General features: G+C 57.7%; 18 protein-coding genes. 13 read left to right on the forward strand and 5 right to left on the reverse strand.

What is annotated here, in order from left to right; translation table 11 throughout:
* Positions 1–72: 72 nt before the first annotated feature.
* Positions 73–1,125: a YcjF family protein gene (locus RBB47_RS01510; RefSeq protein WP_305983948.1), complete on the reverse strand. Its 1,053-nt coding sequence runs from the start codon at positions 1,123–1,125 to the stop codon at positions 73–75.
* Positions 1,122–2,636 (reverse strand): YcjX family protein, encoded by a 1,515-nt coding sequence (locus RBB47_RS01515; RefSeq protein WP_305984199.1) that lies wholly within the window; start codon positions 2,634–2,636, stop codon positions 1,122–1,124. Before RBB47_RS01515 ends, RBB47_RS01510 begins: the two co-directional genes overlap by 4 nt.
* A 250-nt stretch (positions 2,637–2,886) precedes the next feature.
* On the opposite strand from RBB47_RS01515, the gene RBB47_RS01520 reads away from it, so the two are divergent.
* The 6 genes from RBB47_RS01520 (at position 2,887) to RBB47_RS01545 (ending at position 8,830) form a co-directional block, all read left to right on the forward strand.
* Complete coding sequence (locus RBB47_RS01520; protein WP_305983949.1) at positions 2,887–4,308, forward strand: UbiA family prenyltransferase; 1,422 nt, start codon at positions 2,887–2,889, stop codon at positions 4,306–4,308.
* Positions 4,305–4,733: a GtrA family protein gene (locus RBB47_RS01525; RefSeq protein WP_305983950.1), complete on the forward strand. Its 429-nt coding sequence runs from the start codon at positions 4,305–4,307 to the stop codon at positions 4,731–4,733. Before RBB47_RS01520 ends, RBB47_RS01525 begins: the two co-directional genes overlap by 4 nt.
* Positions 4,730–6,052, forward strand: coding sequence for an FAD-binding oxidoreductase (locus RBB47_RS01530; protein WP_305983951.1), 1,323 nt, complete (start codon positions 4,730–4,732; stop codon positions 6,050–6,052). Before RBB47_RS01525 ends, RBB47_RS01530 begins: the two co-directional genes overlap by 4 nt.
* Positions 6,049–6,786 carry an SDR family oxidoreductase gene (locus RBB47_RS01535; protein WP_305983952.1) on the forward strand — a complete coding sequence of 246 codons (738 nt, stop codon included), beginning with the start codon at positions 6,049–6,051 and terminating at the stop codon, positions 6,784–6,786. The genes RBB47_RS01530 and RBB47_RS01535 overlap by 4 nt, the downstream gene beginning before the upstream one ends.
* Positions 6,783–7,880 (forward strand): hypothetical protein, encoded by a 1,098-nt coding sequence (locus tag RBB47_RS01540; RefSeq protein WP_305983953.1) that lies wholly within the window; start codon positions 6,783–6,785, stop codon positions 7,878–7,880. Before RBB47_RS01535 ends, RBB47_RS01540 begins: the two co-directional genes overlap by 4 nt.
* 179 nt (positions 7,881–8,059) lie before the next feature.
* On the forward strand, positions 8,060–8,830 hold the full coding sequence (locus tag RBB47_RS01545) for a 4-hydroxythreonine-4-phosphate dehydrogenase (protein WP_305983954.1): 771 nt from the start codon (positions 8,060–8,062) through the stop codon (positions 8,828–8,830).
* Between the two features lie 67 nt (positions 8,831–8,897).
* Here RBB47_RS01545 and RBB47_RS01550 read toward each other — a convergent pair whose 3' ends face one another.
* The 3 genes from RBB47_RS01550 to RBB47_RS01560 form a co-directional block, all read right to left on the reverse strand.
* Entirely contained in the window at positions 8,898–9,917 is a 1,020-nt protein-coding gene (locus RBB47_RS01550) for a sensor domain-containing diguanylate cyclase (protein ID WP_305983955.1), read from the reverse strand.
* 339 nt (positions 9,918–10,256) lie between these two features.
* Complete coding sequence (locus tag RBB47_RS01555) at positions 10,257–10,982, reverse strand: hypothetical protein (protein WP_305983956.1); 726 nt, start codon at positions 10,980–10,982, stop codon at positions 10,257–10,259.
* A complete protein-coding gene (locus tag RBB47_RS01560) occupies positions 10,979–11,437 on the reverse strand; it encodes an RNA polymerase sigma factor (RefSeq protein WP_305983957.1) in 459 nt (152 codons plus the stop codon). The genes RBB47_RS01555 and RBB47_RS01560 overlap by 4 nt, the downstream gene beginning before the upstream one ends.
* 139 nt (positions 11,438–11,576) lie before the next feature.
* On the opposite strand from RBB47_RS01560, the gene RBB47_RS01565 reads away from it, so the two are divergent.
* From RBB47_RS01565 to RBB47_RS01595, 7 genes are all read left to right on the forward strand, one after another.
* Positions 11,577–12,029: a DUF4399 domain-containing protein gene (locus RBB47_RS01565; RefSeq protein WP_305983958.1), complete on the forward strand. Its 453-nt coding sequence runs from the start codon at positions 11,577–11,579 to the stop codon at positions 12,027–12,029.
* 210 nt (positions 12,030–12,239) lie between these two features.
* Positions 12,240–12,710, forward strand: coding sequence for a toxin-activating lysine-acyltransferase (locus RBB47_RS01570; protein WP_305983959.1), 471 nt, complete (start codon positions 12,240–12,242; stop codon positions 12,708–12,710).
* Between the two features lie 37 nt (positions 12,711–12,747).
* Positions 12,748–15,939 carry a calcium-binding protein gene (locus RBB47_RS01575; protein WP_305983960.1) on the forward strand — a complete coding sequence of 1,064 codons (3,192 nt, stop codon included), beginning with the start codon at positions 12,748–12,750 and terminating at the stop codon, positions 15,937–15,939.
* A gap of 151 nt (positions 15,940–16,090) precedes the next feature.
* A complete protein-coding gene (locus RBB47_RS01580) occupies positions 16,091–16,495 on the forward strand; it encodes a hypothetical protein (RefSeq protein WP_305983961.1) in 405 nt (134 codons plus the stop codon).
* Positions 16,496–16,897: 402 nt separating this feature from the next.
* Positions 16,898–17,947: a UDP-glucuronic acid decarboxylase family protein gene (locus tag RBB47_RS01585; RefSeq protein ID WP_305983962.1), complete on the forward strand. Its 1,050-nt coding sequence runs from the start codon at positions 16,898–16,900 to the stop codon at positions 17,945–17,947.
* Positions 17,944–18,927 carry a UDP-glucose 4-epimerase GalE gene (gene galE / locus RBB47_RS01590; RefSeq protein WP_305983963.1) on the forward strand — a complete coding sequence of 328 codons (984 nt, stop codon included), beginning with the start codon at positions 17,944–17,946 and terminating at the stop codon, positions 18,925–18,927. Before RBB47_RS01585 ends, galE begins: the two co-directional genes overlap by 4 nt.
* A 1-nt stretch (position 18,928) precedes the next feature.
* Positions 18,929–20,815, forward strand: a complete 1,887-nt coding sequence (locus RBB47_RS01595) for a glycosyltransferase family 2 protein (protein WP_305983964.1) — start codon at positions 18,929–18,931, stop codon at positions 20,813–20,815.
* The last annotated feature ends 13 nt before the right edge of the window (positions 20,816–20,828 follow it).

Consider the following 20,828-nt stretch of genomic DNA (forward strand, 5'->3'; position numbering starts at 1 on the left):
TAATGATCGATCCCGAGGCTGTCGAGACGGGAATTGCATCGAAACAGGATGGTGCCGTTCGGAAAAATCCCGCTATTTGCTTTCCTTGGCTTCTTTCTCCGCCCGCTCTGAAGAGGCGATCAGCTCACCCATGAAGTCCTTCACATTCGGGCCGTTGCTGTCAACAAAGGGTGCGGGGCGGCAGACGGAGATCGCGGCAATCCCGATACGAGCGGTGAGAATGCCGTTGATCACGCCTTCTCCCAGCCGCGCCGACAAACGCGCCGCCAGTCCGTGCCCGAGCAGCTCGGAAGCGAGACTGTCACCGGCGGCCATGCCTCCGGTCACCGCAAGGTGGGCAAGCACATGTTTGGCGAGCCGAAGGAAACCGAGCGTTCCCGGGCGTCCGCCATAAAGGGCAGACAGGCGGCGAATGATGCGCAGGTTTTCAAACAGGACCACGAGCAGGTCGACCAGCGCCCGCGGACTGACTGCCGTGACAAGCGAGACACGCTTGGCGCTGTTCAGGACAATTTTCCGGGCTTCCTGATCGAGCGGTGCCAGCAAATCCCGTTCGGCAAGGCTTACCAGGTCTCTTCCGTCGATAACCTCGCGCATATGACCGGCCAGTTCCTTGCGGCCTCGGGCAGTCTCCGGACGATCGCGGTAAAGATCGAGAAGTTCTTTCAAGCCTGCGGATGCCTTTCTGGCATCGTCTTCATCGGCGGCCACCTGTAGCTTTTCGCGCAGATGATCAATGCGGCCAAGGCGCATCAGCCCGCTGACTTCCCGGATCACCAGCCCAAGCAGACCCAACGCGGCAATGGCGGCAAGGGCGACACCGAGCCAGCCCAGCCAATCGGTCCGCGCAAACAAATCGCGGATCAGGCTGTCGACGGCGAGACCGACCGCGAGCGAGACGAGACCGCTCAAGCCGATCATCAGCCATTTGCCGAAACCGAAACCGGACTTTGGTGTGCTGGCGTTGCGTGGGAGCCGTGGTTCGTCCTCTTCATGAACGTTCTGGGTGATGATGGCTTCATCGGCGACAGGCATCCTGACATCGTCATCGGACACGTGTACCTTGCTGTCATCGAGACGGAAGGCGGCCGGTTTGCGGCTGTCGGGCGGTGTTGTTCCGGTCATGCCAGTCGGTCTCCGATCAGGAATTCAAGCGCGCGGTCCAGACGGATATGCGGCAAGGACAAGGTCAGGCCCTCGGCTGTGGTATCTAGCTCCGGAGGACGAAAGCGCAGGAACTGAAGGCTGGCGGGCTTTTGGCGGATCTTGGGTCCGGTGACTTCAGAAACTGATTCATCCAGCCGAAAAAGTGATTCAGGATCTTTCGGCAAGTCACCGGGAAACATGGCGATTTCCGTGTTGCCGTCGTATTCGTCACCGTTCAACTGTTGGCCGGGCAGAGGTGTTCCGAGGATCGCCGGAAGCTCTTGTCCGCGGTGTTTGACGGTGGCTTCCCGCGTTGCGCGGACGGCAGCCATGGCAAGCACTTCCACTTCCGCGCCCTTGAAACGGGCACGTTCTTCAGCGCGCGTCACGAGCCGTTTCAGGATCGCCTCAAGCCGGTCGTGATCCGCGCTGTGCAGGTGATCCGCCTTGGTGGCTGCAAAGAGGATCCGGTCGATCCGTCTCGTCAGAATGGAAGAGAGCCAGCTGCGTTTTCCGGGCCGGAAGGCGCTTAAGACTTCGCCGAGCGCGACTTCCAGATCAGCGATCGCATGCGGTCCGGCATTCAGCGCATGAAGCACGTCGACCAGAACGATCTGGCGGTCGAGCCTGGCGAAATGATGCCTGAAGAAGGGGCGCACGACATGGGTTTTGTAAGCCTCGTAGCGACGCTCCATCATCGCGCGAAGCGTCCCGGAGCGGGCAGGGGGCGCATCGGCGGGAATGTCGAGCGGTGCAAATGTCAGGGCAGGAGAGCCGTCCAAGTCGCCCGGCATCAGGAACCGACCCGGTGGCAGCATGGAAAGCGCATGCGCATCGGCCCGGCAGGCAGCGAGATAGGTCTTGAAACGGGACGCCAGTTCCTGGGCGGCTGGTTCGTTTTCGTCCGACTGCGGATCGCTATCGGCAAGTATCGTCAGAAAGGGCTCGGCAATCCGGGACCGGTTCTCAGCCCGTGCGCGTGTGAGGGCTTCGGCGGAAAAGGTCGCGAAGTCCTTGCCCAACAGCGGCAGGTCCAGAAGCCATTCACCCGGATAGTCGATCAGATCGACATGAAGACGCCCCGGCCCGAGCTTGCGGTAGAAGTAGGACGCGCTCTCGTAGTCGATTGTCAGCCTCAATTCGGAAACCTGGCGTGTCGAGTCCGGCCATATGCGTTCCTTTACGAGCGCACCCACATGGCTTTCGTAGTCGAAACGCGGAACAGCATCGTCCGGCTGTGGCTGGAGCTGGGCTGACGTCATCCGGCGCCCGGCCGACGCACTGAAAAGCGGCAACCGCCCGCCGTGGACAAGATTATGCACAAGCGCGGTCAGGAACACGGTTTTGCCGGACCTTGCCAGGCCCGTCACACCGAGTCTCAGGCTTGGTACTGCAAGCCCGGTCGCCGCATCAGCAAGGTTGGCGAGCGTGAGCCGGGTTTCTTCCGTTAATGAAGTCAGTGAATTCAAGAGCGCCTCCAGGGCGTTCATGTAGGCGAGCGGTGGCTCAAGTGCAATCGGAGACGGAAATCGCGTCTTGCCAATTTGCAGCGCTCGCATGAGGAAGCATTGCTTGCGGTCTGCCGACGTTCTGGCTCTACCGAGTGCTGTTAAGCTTACATTAGTCATCGCCTCGCGAAAGGCCTGGAGCTAACGGAATCGTAACAGGCTCCAATATAAAGATCTCAGCAAGACAGTTTACGACTTGGACAATAGAAGTTGTCGTGCGAAGGGTTTTTTAATGTCTGAGCCGGTTCTTGTAGTAGATCTTGATGGAACACTACTTAAGTCAGATGTTTTATTTGAGAATTTTTGGAATGCGCTCGGGAAAAATTGGCTCGGTTGCTTGAAGGCATTGGCATTGCTGCCTCAGGGCCGCGCCGCATTCAAGGCGAAACTGGCCGAAGTCGCCAAGCTTGAACCGGAAACCTTGCCCTATAATCAGGACGTCATTTCCTACGTGAAGTCCTGGCGAGACAGGGGCGGTAGAACCGCGCTGGTAACTGCCACCAATCAGACGCAGGCCCAGATGATCGCGGAGCACCTGGCTCTGTTTGACGAGGTGCATGGGTCAGACGAGAACAGGAACCTGAAAGGGTCTACCAAGGCGGATTTTCTGTCCGAGCATTTCGGTGACGCCGGGTTTCACTACGTGGGGGACTCAACGGCGGATCTGCATGTCTGGCAAAAGGCAAAGAAGGCGATCACGGTCGGAATTCCGAAGAGCCTGAAAACCAAGGTTGCTGCGCTAGGTGTCGAGACCGAACATCTTCGTTCCGGGGCACGAGACTTCAAGCCCTATGTCAAAGCAATGCGCCCGCACCAGTGGCTCAAGAACGTTCTGGTCTTCGTGCCGATGTTTACGGCGCATCAGATTGATTTAGCGACATTTTTCCTCAGCGTGCTTGCCTTCATCGCCTTCGGTCTCATCGCCTCGAGCGTCTATCTGGTGAATGATCTGCTTGACCTTAACTCGGACAGAACGCACCCGAGAAAATGCAAGCGGCCACTCGCCTCAGGCAGTCTGCCCATCCTGCACGGATCCCTCCTGGCACCAGCGCTTCTTGCCGGTGGCATCGTAATCTCGCTTTATCTGGGCTGGCAATTCCTGCTGGTAATGGCCGCCTACTACGTGGCAACGACCGCTTATTCGTTCAATTTGAAGAAACGCAGCATTGTCGATATCTGCGTTTTGGCTGCGCTTTACACTGTTCGGATCGTCGCTGGGGGCGTTGCGACGGGATTGCCGCTCACTGTCTGGCTGCTCGCGTTTTCGCTCTTCTTCTTCTTTGCGCTGGCCGCCGTGAAACGGCAGGCCGAACTTCTGGACAATGCCGAGCGCGGCAAGCTGAACGTGACAGGGCGAGGCTATTTCGTCGATGATCTGCCAATCATCCCGATCATGGCCATAGCGTCAGGCTATGTTTCGATCCTCGTCTTCGCGCTTTACATCAACTCGCCGGCGGTTGCCGAGCTCTACTCCTACCCGCCTGCACTTTGGGCCATCTGCTTTGTGTTGCTCTATTGGGTCAGCCGCTTGGTCATGGTCACCCACCGCGGGCACATGCATGATGATCCGCTCGTTTTCGCAGCCAAGGACCGCAACAGTTACATCTGTGCCGTGTTCATTCTGGTCTGCCTGCTGACCGGAGCGCTTCTATGACGCTCCATGTTTTGATCATCCGATACAGCTTCTTCGCGGTTCTGGCGACGCTTGCCAATCTGCTTGCCCAACGCGTGGTTCTGTCCACTGGAGAAACGGTTGTTCACTACATTATTGCCGTCGGCGCCGGGACGCTTTGCGGCCTTGTTCTGAAATACATTTTGGACAAGAAGTGGATTTTCTACGACGAGACGACCGACCTTAAGCAGAACGGCTGGCAGTTCGTTTTTTATACCGGAATGGGTGTCGTCACGACGGCGATTTTCTGGGCGACGGAGACAGCCTTCTGGGTTTTCTTCGGGACAGATCAGATGCGGGAGCTCGGTGCAATTCTCGGACTGAGCGTCGGGTATATCGTCAAGTATCAGCTCGACCGGCGGTATGTTTTCACGGACGCAAAACTTCATGTGGGACAGTGCACATGAAGCTGAGCGGCTGGGGCAGATATCCGGTTTGTGAGACCGAGGTGCAGTTTCCGCGCACGCAGGAAGCTGTCAGTGCGGCGTTGCGGGAAGGCCCAGCGATTGCACGCGGCAATGGACGCTCCTATGGTGACACCGCGCTCGGAGCACCGAATACGCTCGACATGCGGCACTTCAACCGCATGATTTCCTTCGACGATGCCACCGGAACACTGACCGCAGAAGCCGGCGTTCTCCTGGCGGACGTGATCTCCTCCTTTCTGCCGCGTGGCTGGTTCCCCGCCGTGACGCCGGGAACCAAATTCGTCACTCTCGGTGGCATGATCGCCGCCGATGTGCACGGCAAGAACCATCATCGCGATGGCAGTTTCCGCCAATTTGTCGACTGGATCGACCTGATGGACGAAACGGGCGAAGTCCTGAGATGTTCCAGAACGCAAAACGCGGAGCTCTTCGACTGGACCTTGGGTGGAATGGGGCTTACGGGCGTCATTCTACGCACGGCAATCAGGCTCCGCCGCGTTGAAACCGGATGGATCTCGCAGACAACTCTGCCGGCGCCCAATCTCGATGCAGCGATTGACCTGATCGAGTCAAACCTGGACGCACTCTATTCCGTTGCCTGGATCGATTGCCTTGCCACTGGTTCCGATACGGGCCGCTCGCTGGTCATGCTCGGGGAGCACGCGCTTTTGGCGGAACTCGGCAAAGACCAGTCCGCTCATCCTTTCGGCACCGAAGCCAAACGGTCGCTCTCCGTGCCAATCGACTTTCCTGCCTTCAGCTTGAACAGGTACTCGATCAGGGCGTTCAACAGCCTCTATTACTGGAACGGCGGGCGTAAATCCGGTGAGAGCCTCGTCCACTGGAACGGCTATTTTTATCCGTTGGACGCGATCCTTGCATGGAACCGGATCTACGGGCGTCGCGGGTTTTGCCAGTTTCAATGCGCTCTTCCCCTGGAAACGTCGGCAAAGGGTCTGAAGGCGCTTTTGACCGAGACTTCCAATGCTGGCCTCGGATCGTTTCTGGCGGTGCTAAAGCGTTTTGGAGAACAAAGCGGCCAGTTTTCCTTCCCGATGCCGGGCTACACACTGGCGCTTGATTTCCCGATGGGGCGGTACACGGAAGATCTTCTGAAGCGTCTTGACGACATCACGATCGAAAATGGCGGGCGCTTTTATCTTGCCAAGGATGCTCGCATGTCCGCTGCGACATTCGCTCGAAGCGACGATCGGGTGAGAAATTTCAAACACATGAGACGCGACGCGGGGCTCGATCACCGTTTCCAGTCGCATCAGTCAAAGAGGCTAGAACTTTGAGCAAAGGGTCAATCCTCATTCTCGGAGCCCGTTCGGATATCGGCAAGGCGGTAGCGCATAGATTTGCCGCTCTCGGGTACTCAATTCAGCTGGCAGCGCGGAACGCCGGCAGCCTGGAACCGGACAAAGCCGACATCAAGGTCAGGCACAACGTCGATGTGGACCTGTTCGAATTTGACGCGCTTGATCTTGATAGCCATCAGGCCTTTGCGACCGGCCTGCCGGTCTTGCCCGATGTTATCGTCTGCGCTGTCGGCATGCTGGGTGACCAGGCCGCGGACGAGAAGGATGAAATGGCCGCTTGCAAGGTCATGCGAAGCAACTACGAGGGACCGGCCTCAATTTTCTCTGTTTTTGCCAATCTTTTCGAAAAGCGCGATTCCGGGACCTTGGTCGGCATCAGTTCGGTCGCCGGGGAAAGAGGGCGCGCAGCAAACTATGTCTACGGGTCCGCGAAGGCCGGCTTCACCGCCTACCTTTCCGGTTTGAGAAACCGGCTTGCCGCAAAAGGCGTCCACGTGATCACCGTGCTGCCCGGCTTTGTTGCCACGCAAATGACTGAGGGTCTCGATCTGCCCCAAAAGCTTACGGCTGAGCCGGAAGAAGTGGCAGCGGCAATTGAAAAAGCGGTCGGCAAAGGCAGCAATGTCATCTATGTCCGCCGCATTTGGCAGCTCATAATGATGATCATCAGGAACATCCCGGAAGCGGTGTTCAAGAGGATGAGTATATGACTGCCGTCCTGTTTCCGGTTATTCGCCGGTTTTTTGTTCCACTTTCCCTGCTGTCATACCTTTTCGGGTCGGCCTATACGTTTCTGCACGCCTGGAGCCATCAGGGATTTGGCTTGATCCAGTGGCTGCTCACGCAATATCACATCAACTACATAGACTTTGGATTTGCCAAACGTGCCATGGTCGGCACCATGCTTTATCCGGTCATGCAGGCGCTGCCGGATGGCGAGGCACCAGAGTATTTCGCGTTTCTTTTTGTCGACTTTGTGCTGTTTCTCGCGATCGTCTACATCGCACATTCTGCTTTGAAACGGGTTGGCGAGGAGCACACCGGATTTGCTGACTGGTTTCGCCTTCTTTTGCTCATAGCGCCCGTTGGATTTGTTCAGTATGCCTCCGACTCCGGCCGTTACGACCACTACAATTATCTCCTCGTTTTCTTGGCGGCCTATCTGGTTCTAAATCGAAAATTGGCTTGGGGCGGTGCCATTCTGGCGCTTGGAGCTCTGGTTCATGAAGCCATCTTCTTTTACGGGGTGCCGATTATCTCGATCCTTGCATTTTTGCAGAGTTACAAATTCCGGGAGGTGGCACTCAGTCTGTTGCCGGTGACAGTCGTCATGGCTGCAGTGTTCCTTTACGGGAACCTAGAGGTCGACCTTGCAAGCGTGCTTGGGGAGAAGGTGGCCGCAGGTGCAGAAGTGTGGAGCAGGGGGGTGCTTGAACCTGCTGAAAATCTGGGTCTTTTCGACGTGGCGGGCCTGATTTTCTATACAGTTCTGCCGTACTATTTCTTCTTCCGATTCTTTGAGGAAAATCGCCTGCCTCTGATCCTTGTGGGTTGTCAGATGTTTTTTGTCTGCGCGCTTTTCCTTCTGGGGATCGATTATGCACGGTGGGCGCACCTTGTGTTTTTCTCGTGCGCGACGGTCGTGATTTCGCTGTTGTGTCACGATCAAAAACTGAGGCTTCCATCCTTGAACGGTTGGGAAAAAATTGTGTTTGCACTCTACCTGGTGCCGGCGGGCCCGCTCGGGACGACACATCCGCTGCCTTATGTCAGCAAAATCGCTGAAAAACTGTTTCAGTCGTGAGTTCGAATACGCGGTCGGCAGAGTGCCAATGCCCATCGCCCGCGATCTTAGGCCGACATCATTCTCGCCGTACACGCGTATTCTGAGAAGGTTTGTCTTTCTCGGATTGCCTTGTGATCGAACTTCGCGCCATGATGCCTCAATAGCGTGGGGCGCGGCGCAGTGTCGATGAAGGCCGGATGACCGAAGCCTCGCAGCAACGGGTCGAAATGTGGGAGAGCGGCTTGAGCCTAAAGTTCATTTTCATGCTCACCCGCGACGACCGCACGGTGGAAGATGCCCAAATCCATCTGGAAACAGCGATTTCGTTGGGTCTCCGGCACATTGGGTTCAAAGATGTCGGCCTGCCGGTGGATGTGCTCAGAACCCTCAACAAGCGGATCAGGGAAACCGGCGCGACATCCTATCTGGAGGTCGTCTCGCTTGATCGTGACAGCGAGATCAAGTCGGCAAGAACGGCGGTTGATCTTGGCGTTGACGTCCTTCTTGGTGGCACACGTGTTGATGACGTCCTTCCCGTTTTGGAAGGCAGCGCATTGAAATACTATCCGTTTCCAGGGCGCATCACCGGCCATCCGAGCGTGCTGGAGGGGACGTTTGGAGACATCGTGGCAAGCGCAAGAAAACTTGCGGCACATCACGGTGTAGCGGGTCTCGACCTGCTGGCTTATCGCTCCAGTCTGCCGGACATTCCAGGCCTGATCAAAGCGGTCACCAATGCGGCTGGTAAACCAGTGATCGTTGCAGGATCCATTGCGGACAAGACCCGTATCGAGGCCTTGTACAGAGCCGGTGCGTCAGGCTTTACAATTGGAACCGCCGCCCTGGACGGCACCTATCCAGCTTCGGACAGAGACCTGAAGTCACAATTGTCGAAGATCGTTCAGGATGTCGCTGACCTGACCGGTGAGGGGTCGGTTGCCGAGAGAGCCACAAGGAAAGAAAGCTGACGTTTCGGCCTTGCCCGAGAGTGTGGCACCTGAGGATTTGCTGGTGCGGTCAGCCTAAGAAAGAGTGTCAGGCGGCCTTTTTTTGAAAGGCGCTTACGCGATTTCGACCTTCGGATTTGGCTTGGTAGAGGGCTTTGTCGGCTTGGTCCAGAAGGTCGTCCAGATCGAAACTCTCCTCTTCGGTACTCGTCGCGCCGACACTTATGTTGACGGAAATTGCGCCGCAGCTCGTCTGAATAGGCGCTGCTGCAACTGCCAGTCTTGTCATGTCGGCGAGCTTCAATGCGGCATCCAGATGAGTGTTTGGAAGAGCAATGGCAAACTCTTCGCCGCCCATTCGTCCAATTATGTCGCGCTCACCAAAGGCGGTCGACAAACGCTCGCAAATGCCGGTCAGCACTTCATCGCCGACTTTGTGCCCGTGGCCGTCGTTGATGCGCTTGAAATGGTCGACATCAAGCATGAGCAGCGAGAAGGGCAGGGTGTTGCGCCGTGCCAAGGCAAGCTGAATTTCTGCTTCCGAGCGAAAGCCCCGCCGCGAACGGACCGACGTCAGCGGATCGAACAGGGCAAGCTTCCGCAACTCCAGTTGTTCCATCACGATTGACGAAAGGTCTTTTACCAGCCGGACTTCGTCTTCGGTGAAGTTGCGGGGTTCTTTGTCGACACAACACACCGACCCAATGCGATAGCCATCCGGCGTCTCAAGCGGCACCCCGAGATAGGCCCTGATATGTGGTGCATTGACCACCAATAAATTGTCCTGAAACCGCTCATCACAATGCGTGTCTGACACGACTGTGGGTTCGCGCCGCTGTATTGTGTGATTGCAGAACGAATGCTGGCGCGGAAGTTCGCCGCGATTGCCACCGGCAACCGCCTTGAACCAGCGCCGGTCTTCGTCAATCAGAGCAATTGCGGCCATGGGTGCGTTCAACGCGCTCTTGATGATCCGCGGAATTCTGTCGAATGCCTCTTCTTCAACCGTGTCGAGGATCTGGTAGCGATAAAGCGCTGAAAGGCGCGCAACCTCGTCCGGCGCGTCATCAGACTGCAAGCTCGGGTCGGTCTTGTCGCTTTTTGTCATGGTTGCCACCGGTCTCATTTTCCACAGGAGCAGTTGCGTTCAGGGCAGGGCTGCTCTCAAACATGTCGCTGGTATGTCACCAGATCGTTTTCGACCGCGCTCGCGATCGACATCATGCCCCGGCACTGAGCCCCTGAATGACCTGGACCATTGCACAACGGTCCCAAGGCAGCACTAATTTTGGCTAAAGAAGAGCTGCCAGGATGCTGCGAGATGCGATCATAGTTAATCGAAGCTTAAGAAATCTTGGCGATGGAAAACTCGGCGTCCATCGAGCGGGTACCAGAGCCGGAATTACCAGCGGCGCGCTGCAGTTTGCTGAACTTTCGCTCTGAGGGTTCAGATCCGTCCCTTCAGGTCGCTCGCAATGCTGTTGACCTGGTTCAGATCGCCGCCGCCGATGACCAGAAAACCGAAGCCGTCGTCGACCCAATGAGCTGAGGCAAGGCCTGCCAGCATCTCAGCTTCCGGCCCATAGGATGGTTCATCGACAGGCGTTATACAGATGGCGAAGGGTTCATTTCCGTCTGACAGATATGCAATTTGAACCAGCGGCTCCGAGCCAAGGCCTAGCATTTGTGCCCGGCGATAGCTCAGACCTTCAACCGTGATTGCGCTTTCGAGGTCCCGGCCCAGTTTTTCAGAGAGCTGCGACAGTTTTTCAGTCGCCTGATCAGGTGCAGGTTCTTTGCCCGCAAGGGTTTCAGGCACATAGAGAACCTGGTAGTTGGCAACCGCCATCTTCCAGTCCGTATCGGCTTGCCGGGTGAGCCAGGGAGACCAGACGCCGACCAGGACGCCGATGGCGAAAACGGCTGCGACGGCAGCGCGCGTGGACCAGGACACCCGCGATCGGGGTGCAGACCCGTGAACTGGGGCCGGGGCGGTCTTGAGCAGTGCATCGAAGGCGGTTTTGATATCCGCCACCGGTATATCAAGCGCTTCCAGTCTGGCGGCTAGCGCTGGATCGGCGGCGATCGCAGCCTCGACGTTGCGGTGCTCTTCGTCAGAGAGTTCGCCATCGAGAAAAGCGGTCAGAGTCTCATCGCTTATGGTGGACGTCATCGCAATCCGGTCTTTCGTTGCTCCTGGGCCGTCTGCAGTTTGGTTCGCGCTGCAGCGAGCCGGCTCATGACTGTGCCAATCGGAATGCCGAGCACTTCCGAGGCTTCCCGATAGGTGTATCCCTCGACATAGACCAGAACGACAGTGGATCGTTGGGCCTCCGGCAGAGCCATTACCTGCTTTAACACCTGTCGGGCAAAAGTATTCATTTCTGCGTCGGCTTCGGGGGAGGGCAGCTCGAATTCGTCGATCGAAACCAGGCCGCCTGCGCCACGTATGCGTTCGGCACGTTTTTCGTTCAGCCAGATCCGGCGCGCCATCGTGAACAGCCAGGCAGCGAGCGAAGTGCCGGCCTGAAATTTTTCCGCATGCTCCAGAGCGCGGGCCGAAGTCGCCTGCGCGAGGTCATCGGCGCTGTTTCTGTCCCCGGAAAGAGACAGCGAAAAGCGCCACAATCTTGGATAAATGCCGGGGAGTTGGGACCTGACTTCCTCCTGCCCGGATCCCTTGGCGAAAAAATTTCGAATAATTGGCTCCGATCGCGTGTTTCCCCTGCTGTGCACTAGGCTGCACGAACCTAGGAGGAAGTCAAACATGAACAAGATTGCCCTTGCCGCCGCCTTCGCGTTTTCCGGGTTTGCCGGTACCGCCGCCGCAGATGATCACCTTGCCTGGCCTGCCAGCGAAGGGGCCTATGTCTATTTCATCAATCTGGAGGACGGTGCGACCGTGAAATCACCCGTTCTTGTGCAGATGGGTGTGAACGGCATGGGTGTTGCCCCGGCCGGTATCGAGAAAGAGGGAACCGGTCATCACCATATTCTCCTCAACCGGGCGCCCATGGGTGAAGGCGAGGACGGCGCTGACGAGTGGCTTTACGGAATTCCTGCCGACGAAAACCACATTCACTATGGCGGCGGCCAAACCGAAGCAAGCCTCGATCTGCCGGCCGGGACGCACACCTTGCAAATGGTGTTCGGCGACATGAACCACGTACCGTTTGGCGAGCAAATGGTCACCGACGTTATCACCATAACCGTCGAGTAAAGCCGGCCTTACAGACGTTCTGGAGCACTGCGCAGCCAGCGCAGTGCCCAACTTGTGCCCTTTAAATCTGGCGCTATTTCAACGCATTGACCTGATGTTCTCACGCCCATTCCTTGCTGTCTGGTTCGCGATTGGGGGATTGACCCCATACTGACGCGAAGGTGCCGCTCTTAGCTTTCTGACAACGGAAACGCTGTCAGGAGCTGCAAGATGACCAGCAGGCAACTCGATAAACACATTACTTTTTCAATGCTCGGCGAAGCGACCGCTCTCATGGCGGAAAGCCCGCTTCACAAAAACCGGAGCATTTCTGAAATAGGTGGCCTGATCCTGCCGCCGCTCATGCTCGGCCAGCTTCGCATTTGGCGTCGTGGCGGTCTGCCGGTTGCTCTTGCGACCTGGGCCTGGCTTGACGAGGAGACGGAACAGGCCGTTCTCCACCGCGACCACCTGCCGGCACCCGACCAGTGGAACAACGGCCGGAATCCGGTCGTCATCGATTTCATCGCACCCTTCGGCGACGGCTTTCAGACCGCGCGCGATCTTAAACGGACCGTTTTTCCGGGCCGCGCCCTGCGCTCGGTCCGCCGCGATGAAAAGGGCCATGTCCTGCGCATTGTCCAGCATCCCGGCCGCGATCAGTTCGGCCGTCCCGTCAAGGCACGCGCCTTTGCGGCCTGATCCTTCATTTTTCACTCGATACTAAGGAATTTTCAAAATGGGTTCTTCTTCCAAAAGCATTCATCAGACCTACAAGCTCTACGGCCTTTACGGCAACAAGGACGGCGGGTCGGGCAACGACAAGCTTTACGGCTATTCAGCGATCAAGAACGATCTGCGCGGCGGCTCGGGCAACGATTTCGTCGGTGGCTGGGCGCCGCTCAATTATCTGCGTGGCGGCTCCGGCAACGATACCGTCAAGGCCTATGGCGCAACCAATCACCTTTGGGGCGACAGCGGCCATGACAAGCTCTACGGCTACGGAGCCTACAACGCCATGTATGGCGGCACCGGTCACGACAGCCTTTATGGTTACGGCGCGAAAAACGTCATGCGCGGCGACAGCGGCGAAGACAAGCTCTACGGCTACGGCGCCTACAACGACATGGACGGCGGCAGCTGGAACGACAAGCTCTACGGCTATGGCGCGTCCAACAAGATGAAGGGTGGCTCGGGCCACGACAGTCTCTATGGCTACGGTGCTTCAAACAACATGTATGGCGGCACCGGCAACGACACGTTGAAAGGCTATGGAGCCTCCAATGTCATGCGCGGCGAGGACGGCAACGACACCCTTGAGGGCCGGGGTGCCTCCAACGTCATGTATGGCGGTGACGACAATGACACCCTGAAGGGTTATGGCGCATCAAACGTCATGAACGGCGACAGCGGCAATGACCAACTTTACGGCTACGGCGCATCCAACGTGATGCGCGGGGGAAGCGGTAACGATCATATGGAAGGTCACGGTCTCTCAAACGTGATGTATGGCGACAGTGGCGACGACACGATGGAAGGCCGCGGTGCCTCCAATGTCATGCATGGCGGCACCGGGAATGACGACATGGCCGGCTACGGCGCCTCGAACGTCATGTACGGCAATGACGGTGAGGACCTTATGGAAGGCCGCGGCGCTTCGAACGTCATGCGCGGTGGCAACCAAGACGATGAAATGTACGGCTACGGTGCCAACAACGTCATCCACGGCGACAACGGCAATGATTACATTGAAGCCAAGGCTGGCGTGACGACAGCCTTCGGCGGTGATGGCAATGACACCATCAAGGCCGCCGGCGGCGTTAATGTCCTCAACGGCAATGACGGCGACGACACGATCGAAGCCATCGGCGGCGTCAATGTCGTGCACGGCGATGCGGGCAACGATGACATGTTCGCGCTTGGCGGCGTCAACACGATGTTCGGCGGGACCGGAGACGACCGGATGAAGGCACTCGGCGTTGCCAACGTCCAGTTCGGCGGCGAGGGGGAAGACCTGATGGCCGCTGCCGGCAACGGCAACCTTCAACTCGGCGAAGCAGGCAACGACCAGCTCTACGGTCTCGGCGTGAATGTCGGACAATTCGGCGGCGACGGGGAGGACATCCTGGTCGGCGTAGCGGGCCTCAACCTGCAGCACGGCGGTGCGGGCAAGGACAAGCTGTTCGCCGTCGGCGGTGCCAACATACAGATCGGCGGATCCGACGATGACTTCCTGATGGCAGGCGGTGCCAACAACATTCAGTTTGGCGATCACCTCTGGAGCGCGATCCCCTCGGATCTCGGCTTTGACGACGGCAAGTTCGCGGAAGTCATCGAGAACTTCGACGAATATTTCGAAACCGAAGGTGGCGGCACCAACGTGATGATCGGTGGCGGAACCAACAATCTGCAGTTCGGCGGCTCCGGAAAGGACTATGCGTTCGGTGCCGGCGGCATGACCACCCAGGTCATGGGCCAGGGCAATGACGTCATGGTTGGCGGCGGCATCGGCGTCGTTCAATATGCGGATGCCGGAAATGACATCGTCATCGGCGGCGGCCAGGGCGTCGCGCAGTTCGGCGGCGACGGGTCGGACGTCATGTTCGCCGCGGCAAAGGTTGTGGCTCCTCAATACAAGGCCGCCGCCTCCTTCCAGTACGGCGGTGCCGGGACGGATGTCATGTTGGGCCTTTCCATCGGGAAGGACGCAACGGCAACCCTGTCACTGAACACCGAGACGGACAGCAACGGCAACCGTAAAGGTGGCATCATAGAGGGAGCCCTGCCTGACGAACTCGTCGTGACTGCTCAGCTTGGCGGCGAGGGGGCGGACCTCATGGTGGCCGAGGGGCCGGGTGCAATTGTCCACGGCGGTGCCGACAACGACGTTGCGCTCAGCCTGGCAGATGCAAATTCGCTCGTGATGGGCGGTGCAGGCGATGATCTCGTCCTGACGGCGAAGGGTCTCGGCGAGATGGCAGAGGTCCTGGCGATGCCGGAGGAGATCGACAGCATCGACGAACTTGCGGACCTGTCCTTCAGCTTCGGCAATTTCTACGCCGGCGGCAGCGGTTCGGACGTGATCATGGACGTTATGGATTTCACCAAGATCATGACCCACGACGCGCTGACCGATGTTCCCTGGGTCCAGGATTTCCGTTCAGCACTGACTGCCACGGTAACAGCGATTGAAGGAATTGCCGCACCGATCACCGATCTGATCGATACGGTCTCCGATCTCAGCCCGGAGCTTGGGATTGCCGGCCTCGGGTCCTACGAAGTCAGCGCCAATGTCACCATGGGCGGCATCGGTGACGATGTTCTGGGCGGCGAAGGGTTCCTCTCCGGTGAGGCGGGCGACGACATCTACACGATCTGGGCGAATGGCGAGGCGACAATCGCCGAGCGTGCGACGGATGGCGTGAAATCCTTCCTGGAGGATTTCGGTGTCGAACTGCCGGTTCTGGATGAGGTTTCTCAAACGCCGGACGGCAACGACATCATCGAATTGCGCAGTTTCTCGCTTCAGGCCATGGATCAGGACGCCTTCCACTTCGTCAAGTCGGACGATGCGCTCCAGATCCAGCTTGACGACAAGACGGTCGCCACCGTGCACGGCATGGACGATGAGACGACCGCGGTTGAGTGGTTGAAGGTTGTCCAGGGTGCGGACAGTTTCCAGTTCGACCTGAAGGCAATCTACGACGAGCCGGATCCGATGGATGATTTCGCGTTTGCCGTCGAAAGTGTCTCGGTCGGTTCGGACACGCTCGCGTCCGGTGATATCCTGGGCCTTCTGTCTGGCGCCGCCGAAACGCTGTCCGCGTTCGGCTCGTCCGAAAGCGACGCGGCCCAGACCGACCTGGCGGCCGCTCAGGCACACGGTGCCAACGCCCTCACAACGATCATTCCGGAAACGGATTTCATCTGATATCCGCAGAATTGAGGAGGATCGCCAACGGTGTGCTTTGCGCCTCAGTTCTCTGTGAAGCCTTAGCGGGGCGGCCATTGGCCGCTCCGCATTCTTTACCTGTTGTTAAGCCTGTCGCGCTTGACTGAAACCGTTGTTCTTGGCCTTGCCAATGGACAAGATTGGTTGTGTTGGCCTCGATGCACAAAGGGGTCTGGCTGGCGAGGAGATCTACGAAGTGATAAACGGCGACCGTTTTTCAGTCATCCGCTCTGGTTTTCCTGTCAGACTTCTGGCCTGCACCCTCCTGTTTGGAATAGTGTCAGCCTGCAATCTGGCGCAGTCTCCGAACAGTGTAGAGCCTGTCGCGACTGTCACCCCGCCGGCATTTTCCGGCAAGACAGTCAAAAGCTTCGCCAAGGCACCTACATCGACTCGCGATGTGCAATCTTCGGTCGCGGACAAATCTCCCATTGAAAAGCTGAAATTGGCAATGTCCGCCGATCATGGAGATGCGGCCTGGATTTGCTCGCCGAGCGGTTTCGGCCAGAAGTCCAAATGCCGGCGCCGGACTTGAGCAACCAGCAAGACCCCAAACTTTCCCGTTTGTGACATTTGTTGACGCGCATCTTGAAGATGAACGGTGCGTGACCACTGCATTAACATTTATTCATAGTATTGAGCATCGTATTGATACCAGTCGCCTTAGGCGCCAACTGTACCCCTGCAAGGATGTGAAGGAAAACAAGAATTAAGTATTTCGCGGCACGACCGCGAATACGTAAGCTTGTTTGACGAGAAAGTTTTCCCACCAGCAGAGGGTGGGTAGTTCCTGCGAAAAATCTGTGGTTCAGAACAAAGCTCCGAAGCGGAAATTTGTACTGGACAGCCTGTCCCGCGTCTAACCGGAAACGGACAAGACAGGGAGACCCTCGCGGCTTGCCTGAAGGCTGTCCGCGCCTGATTTCGGAGACACGGAATGCGGACTGAACAAACCTTTGATGAGTCGATCACCGGGGCGCCGGGCAAGTCGTCACCCATCTACCGGAAGAAGAAAGCGCTCGTGACCGGAGGTGCCGGTTTTCTGGGGTCTCACCTATGCAAGCGTCTGCTTGACGAGGGCTACCAGGTCATCTGCCTGGACAATTTTTCAACCGGCCAGTTCTCCAATATCGATGACCTGACAACGCACGCGGATTTTCAGCTCGTCGTCCAGGACATCGAGAAGACACTTGACGGTGTCGGGGATGAGCTTGACGAAATCTATAATCTTGCGTGCCCCGCGTCCCCGCCGCACTACCAGCTCGATCCTGTCCGGACGATGAAGACCAACGTTATGGGAGCAGTCAGTGTTCTTGACTTGGCCTGTCGGACCGGTGCGACGGCGTTTCAGGCCTCCACGTCGGAAGTCTACGGTGACCCGCTGGTCCATCCGCAGCCGGAATCCTATTTCGGCAATGTCAATCCGACCGGACCGCGAGCTTGCTACGACGAAGGAAAGAGAGCCGCTGAAACACTTTTCTTCGACTACGCCCGAACACGGGCTGTGCCGATCAAGGTTGTTCGGATTTTCAACACCTACGGTCCGAACATGCGGCCCGATGACGGACGCGTCGTTTCAAATTTCATCATTCAGGCTCTGCGCGGTGAGGACATCACAATATATGGAACCGGCAACCAGACCCGTTCCTTTTGTTATGTCGATGATCTGATTGAGGGTTTCCGGCGTTTCATGATGACGCCTGACAATGCCCTGGGTCCGATGAATCTCGGCAACCCAGGTGAATTCACCATTCTGGAGCTTGCCGAAAAGGTCATAGAGAAGACTGGGTCCCCATCGAAACTCGTCTTTCTTGAAAAGCCGAAGGACGATCCGCAACAAAGGAAGCCTGATATCAGCCAGGCCAGCCAGGAGCTTGGATGGAAACCTGAAATCAGCCTCGACAAAGGGCTGGATTTCACGATTGCGCATTTCGACAACGTGCTCAGCAAGGCAGATGCCGGACCATTTGTGGAGGCGGCTGAATGAACAAGCACAAGATCCTTGTGACAGGCGGTGCGGGTTTCATCGGCAGCCACACCTGCAAGCAACTTGCCTCCGAGGGCATCGAGCCCGTCACATACGACAACTTGAGCACAGGCAATCTTGAAGCCGTTCGCTGGGGCCCGTTCCTGCGAGGTGACATTCGCGATACGGCGCATCTGCGTGAGACCCTTGCCGCATTCGGCGTGGAGACGGTCATTCACTTTGCTGCGTCGGCCTATGTCGGGGAATCCGTCAAAGATCCGGCTGCTTACTACGACAACAATGTGCGCGGTACGCTCTCGGTGCTGGAGGCATGCCGCGCGGCCGGGGTCGACCAACTGATATTCTCAAGCAGTTGTGCAACATATGGCATTCCGCCAAAGTTGCCGATTTCCGAAGACAGTGTTCAGGACCCAATCAATCCATACGGCAAAACCAAGCTCATGGCGGAGCACATCATAAAGGATTACGCCAATGCCTACGGATTGAAGTATGTCATTCTGCGCTACTTCAATGCCTCTGGCGCTGATCCCGATGGAGAGCTCGGCGAGTGGCACGATCCAGAAACGCATCTGATCCCGAGGGCCATGATGGCCGCTGCCGGTCGGTTGCCGCATCTGGATGTGTTCGGCGCAACATACGACACGTCCGATGGAACATGTCTACGCGACTATGTCCATGTGCGGGATCTCGCCGACGCACATGTGCTCGCCTGGCGTCATCTGGATAATGGCGGTGAGAGCTCTGCGTACAATATCGGATCGGGTCAATGCCATTCCGTGCGCGAAATCGTCGACAGCGTCGAGCGTGTCACCGCGCAACCTGTCCCGATGCAGGTCAGGGAAAAACGTGCTGGCGATCCGCCGGTCCTTTATGCAAATCCGCAAAAGGCAAGCGACGAGATAGGCTTTAAGGCACGCTACTCGGATATCGACACAATCGTCAGGACAGCGGCTCCGTTTTTTGGTCTGGAGGCCCGCTGAGATGAATGGCCGATCAGCATCGACGCAGGCCGAAGGCCGCGAAAAAGATCGGTATCTTGTGCCAATGCTGTCGCGGAGACAGAAACTGCGCTATGGCATTGGAGTTGGCTTGTGGGTCGTCGCCATCGCTTTTTTTTGGAGCTGGTGGCTCGACCCCAGCCATAATGCCGGCACGATCAGGTTTGTCGGCGTGTCGCTGATCCTGGCCTGGATCACGTTGCTGCCACTCTATTTCCTAGCAATGTTCCTTCCGGCCAAGGTGCCGTCACCATCACTTCGGTTGCCGGCTGGACGGCGGGTGGCAATGGTTGTCACCAAGGCGCCGTCTGAACCGTTTTCAGTCGTCCGGAAAACGCTTGAAGCCATGCTTGCCCAGACGATGGAGCACGACACCTGGTTGGCCGACGAGGATCCATCCGCAGAAACGATCGCGTGGTGCGAAGCAAACGGCGTAAAAATTTCGACGCGAAAAGACCGACCGGATTATCACCGGCAAACGTGGCCGCGCCGGACCAGATGCAAAGAAGGCAACCTGGCGTTCTTTTACGATCACTACGGTTACGAAAACTATGACTTCGTCAGCCAATTGGACGCCGACCATGTGCCGGATCCCGACTATCTGGAAAAGCTCATGGCACCCTTCGCAGATCCGGAGGTCGGCTATGTGTCCGCCCCGAGCATCTGTGACAGCAACGCGGACAAGAGCTGGGCGGCGCGCGGGCGGCTTTATGCCGAAGGCACACTGCATGGAGCGCTGCAGGCGGGCTATACCAACGGATGGGCTCCACTTTGCATCGGTTCACACTACGCGGTCCGGACAAAAGCTCTGAAGGAAGCCGGTGGCCTTGGGCCGGAGTTGGCCGAGGACCACTCGACGACGCTGCTGATGAACGCGGCGGGGTGGCGCGGTGTTCATGCAATGGAAGCCATCGCGCACGGAGATGGCCCGAATACGTTCGCTGATCTTGCGACGCAGGAATTCCAGTGGTCGCGGAGCCTGGTCACGATCCTGCTGCAGTATATGCCCAGCTACGTCGGCAAGCTTCCGCTCAGGCTCAAATTCCAGTTCCTGTTTGCACAGATCTGGTATCCGCTGTTTGCGATTTTCATGGCTGCCATGTTCGCAATGCCCATCGTGGCACTTCTGGCCGGTGTGCCATTCGCGAACGTCACTTACCCACAATTCCTGCTGCATTTTGTGCCGATTTCAATCGTGCTGACCGTTATGGCCTATTGGTGGAAGCGCGACGGCTGGTGTCGGCCCTACAACGCGAAAGTGCTTAGTTGGGAGGCGTTGCTTTTTCTTGCAGCGCGTTGGCCCTGGGCGCTGCTTGGATGCCTGGCAGCGCTGCGGGACTGGCTGACCGGATCGTTCGTCGATTTCAGGGTCACGCCCAAGGGCGGGGATAAAGCGGGTCCGCTGCCTCAGCGGGTGCTTGCGCCATACGTGATGCTCGCGCTGCTGTCGGTCGCACCGGTGTTACTGCTCGCGGATGTCGGCGATGCCAGGGGCTTTTATCTCTTTGCCGGCCTGAATGCGGCGATCTACATCACCTTGCTTGCCGTGATCATCTTCATGCATGCGAAGGAAAACGGTCTGCTTTCTGATGCCCCATCCTTCAGAACGATAACGCAGGTTGCCTGCGTCGGGCTGCTGGCCATTTTGCCGGCCCAAGCGTTTGCCCTGCGTGCTCCCATCGGCCTTGAAGCTATCGAAATCGGAGCGGGCCCCGTCAAGCTGACGCGCGCAACCTATTCGGTTGCCGGTGCAGGGATGGGGAGTGCCGGTATTCGGACCGTGCGGATCCGTCCCCACCTGGCTCCCGAACCCGCAAAACCCTTTACCCAGTATTCAGAGGCGGCATCAGACGCGACGCAACGGTCATAAGGCCTGCTGCCGC

Origin of the sequence: Roseibium sp. MMSF_3544 (assembly GCF_030732845.1) — a bacterium.
Taxonomy (GTDB): domain Bacteria; phylum Pseudomonadota; class Alphaproteobacteria; order Rhizobiales; family Stappiaceae; genus Roseibium.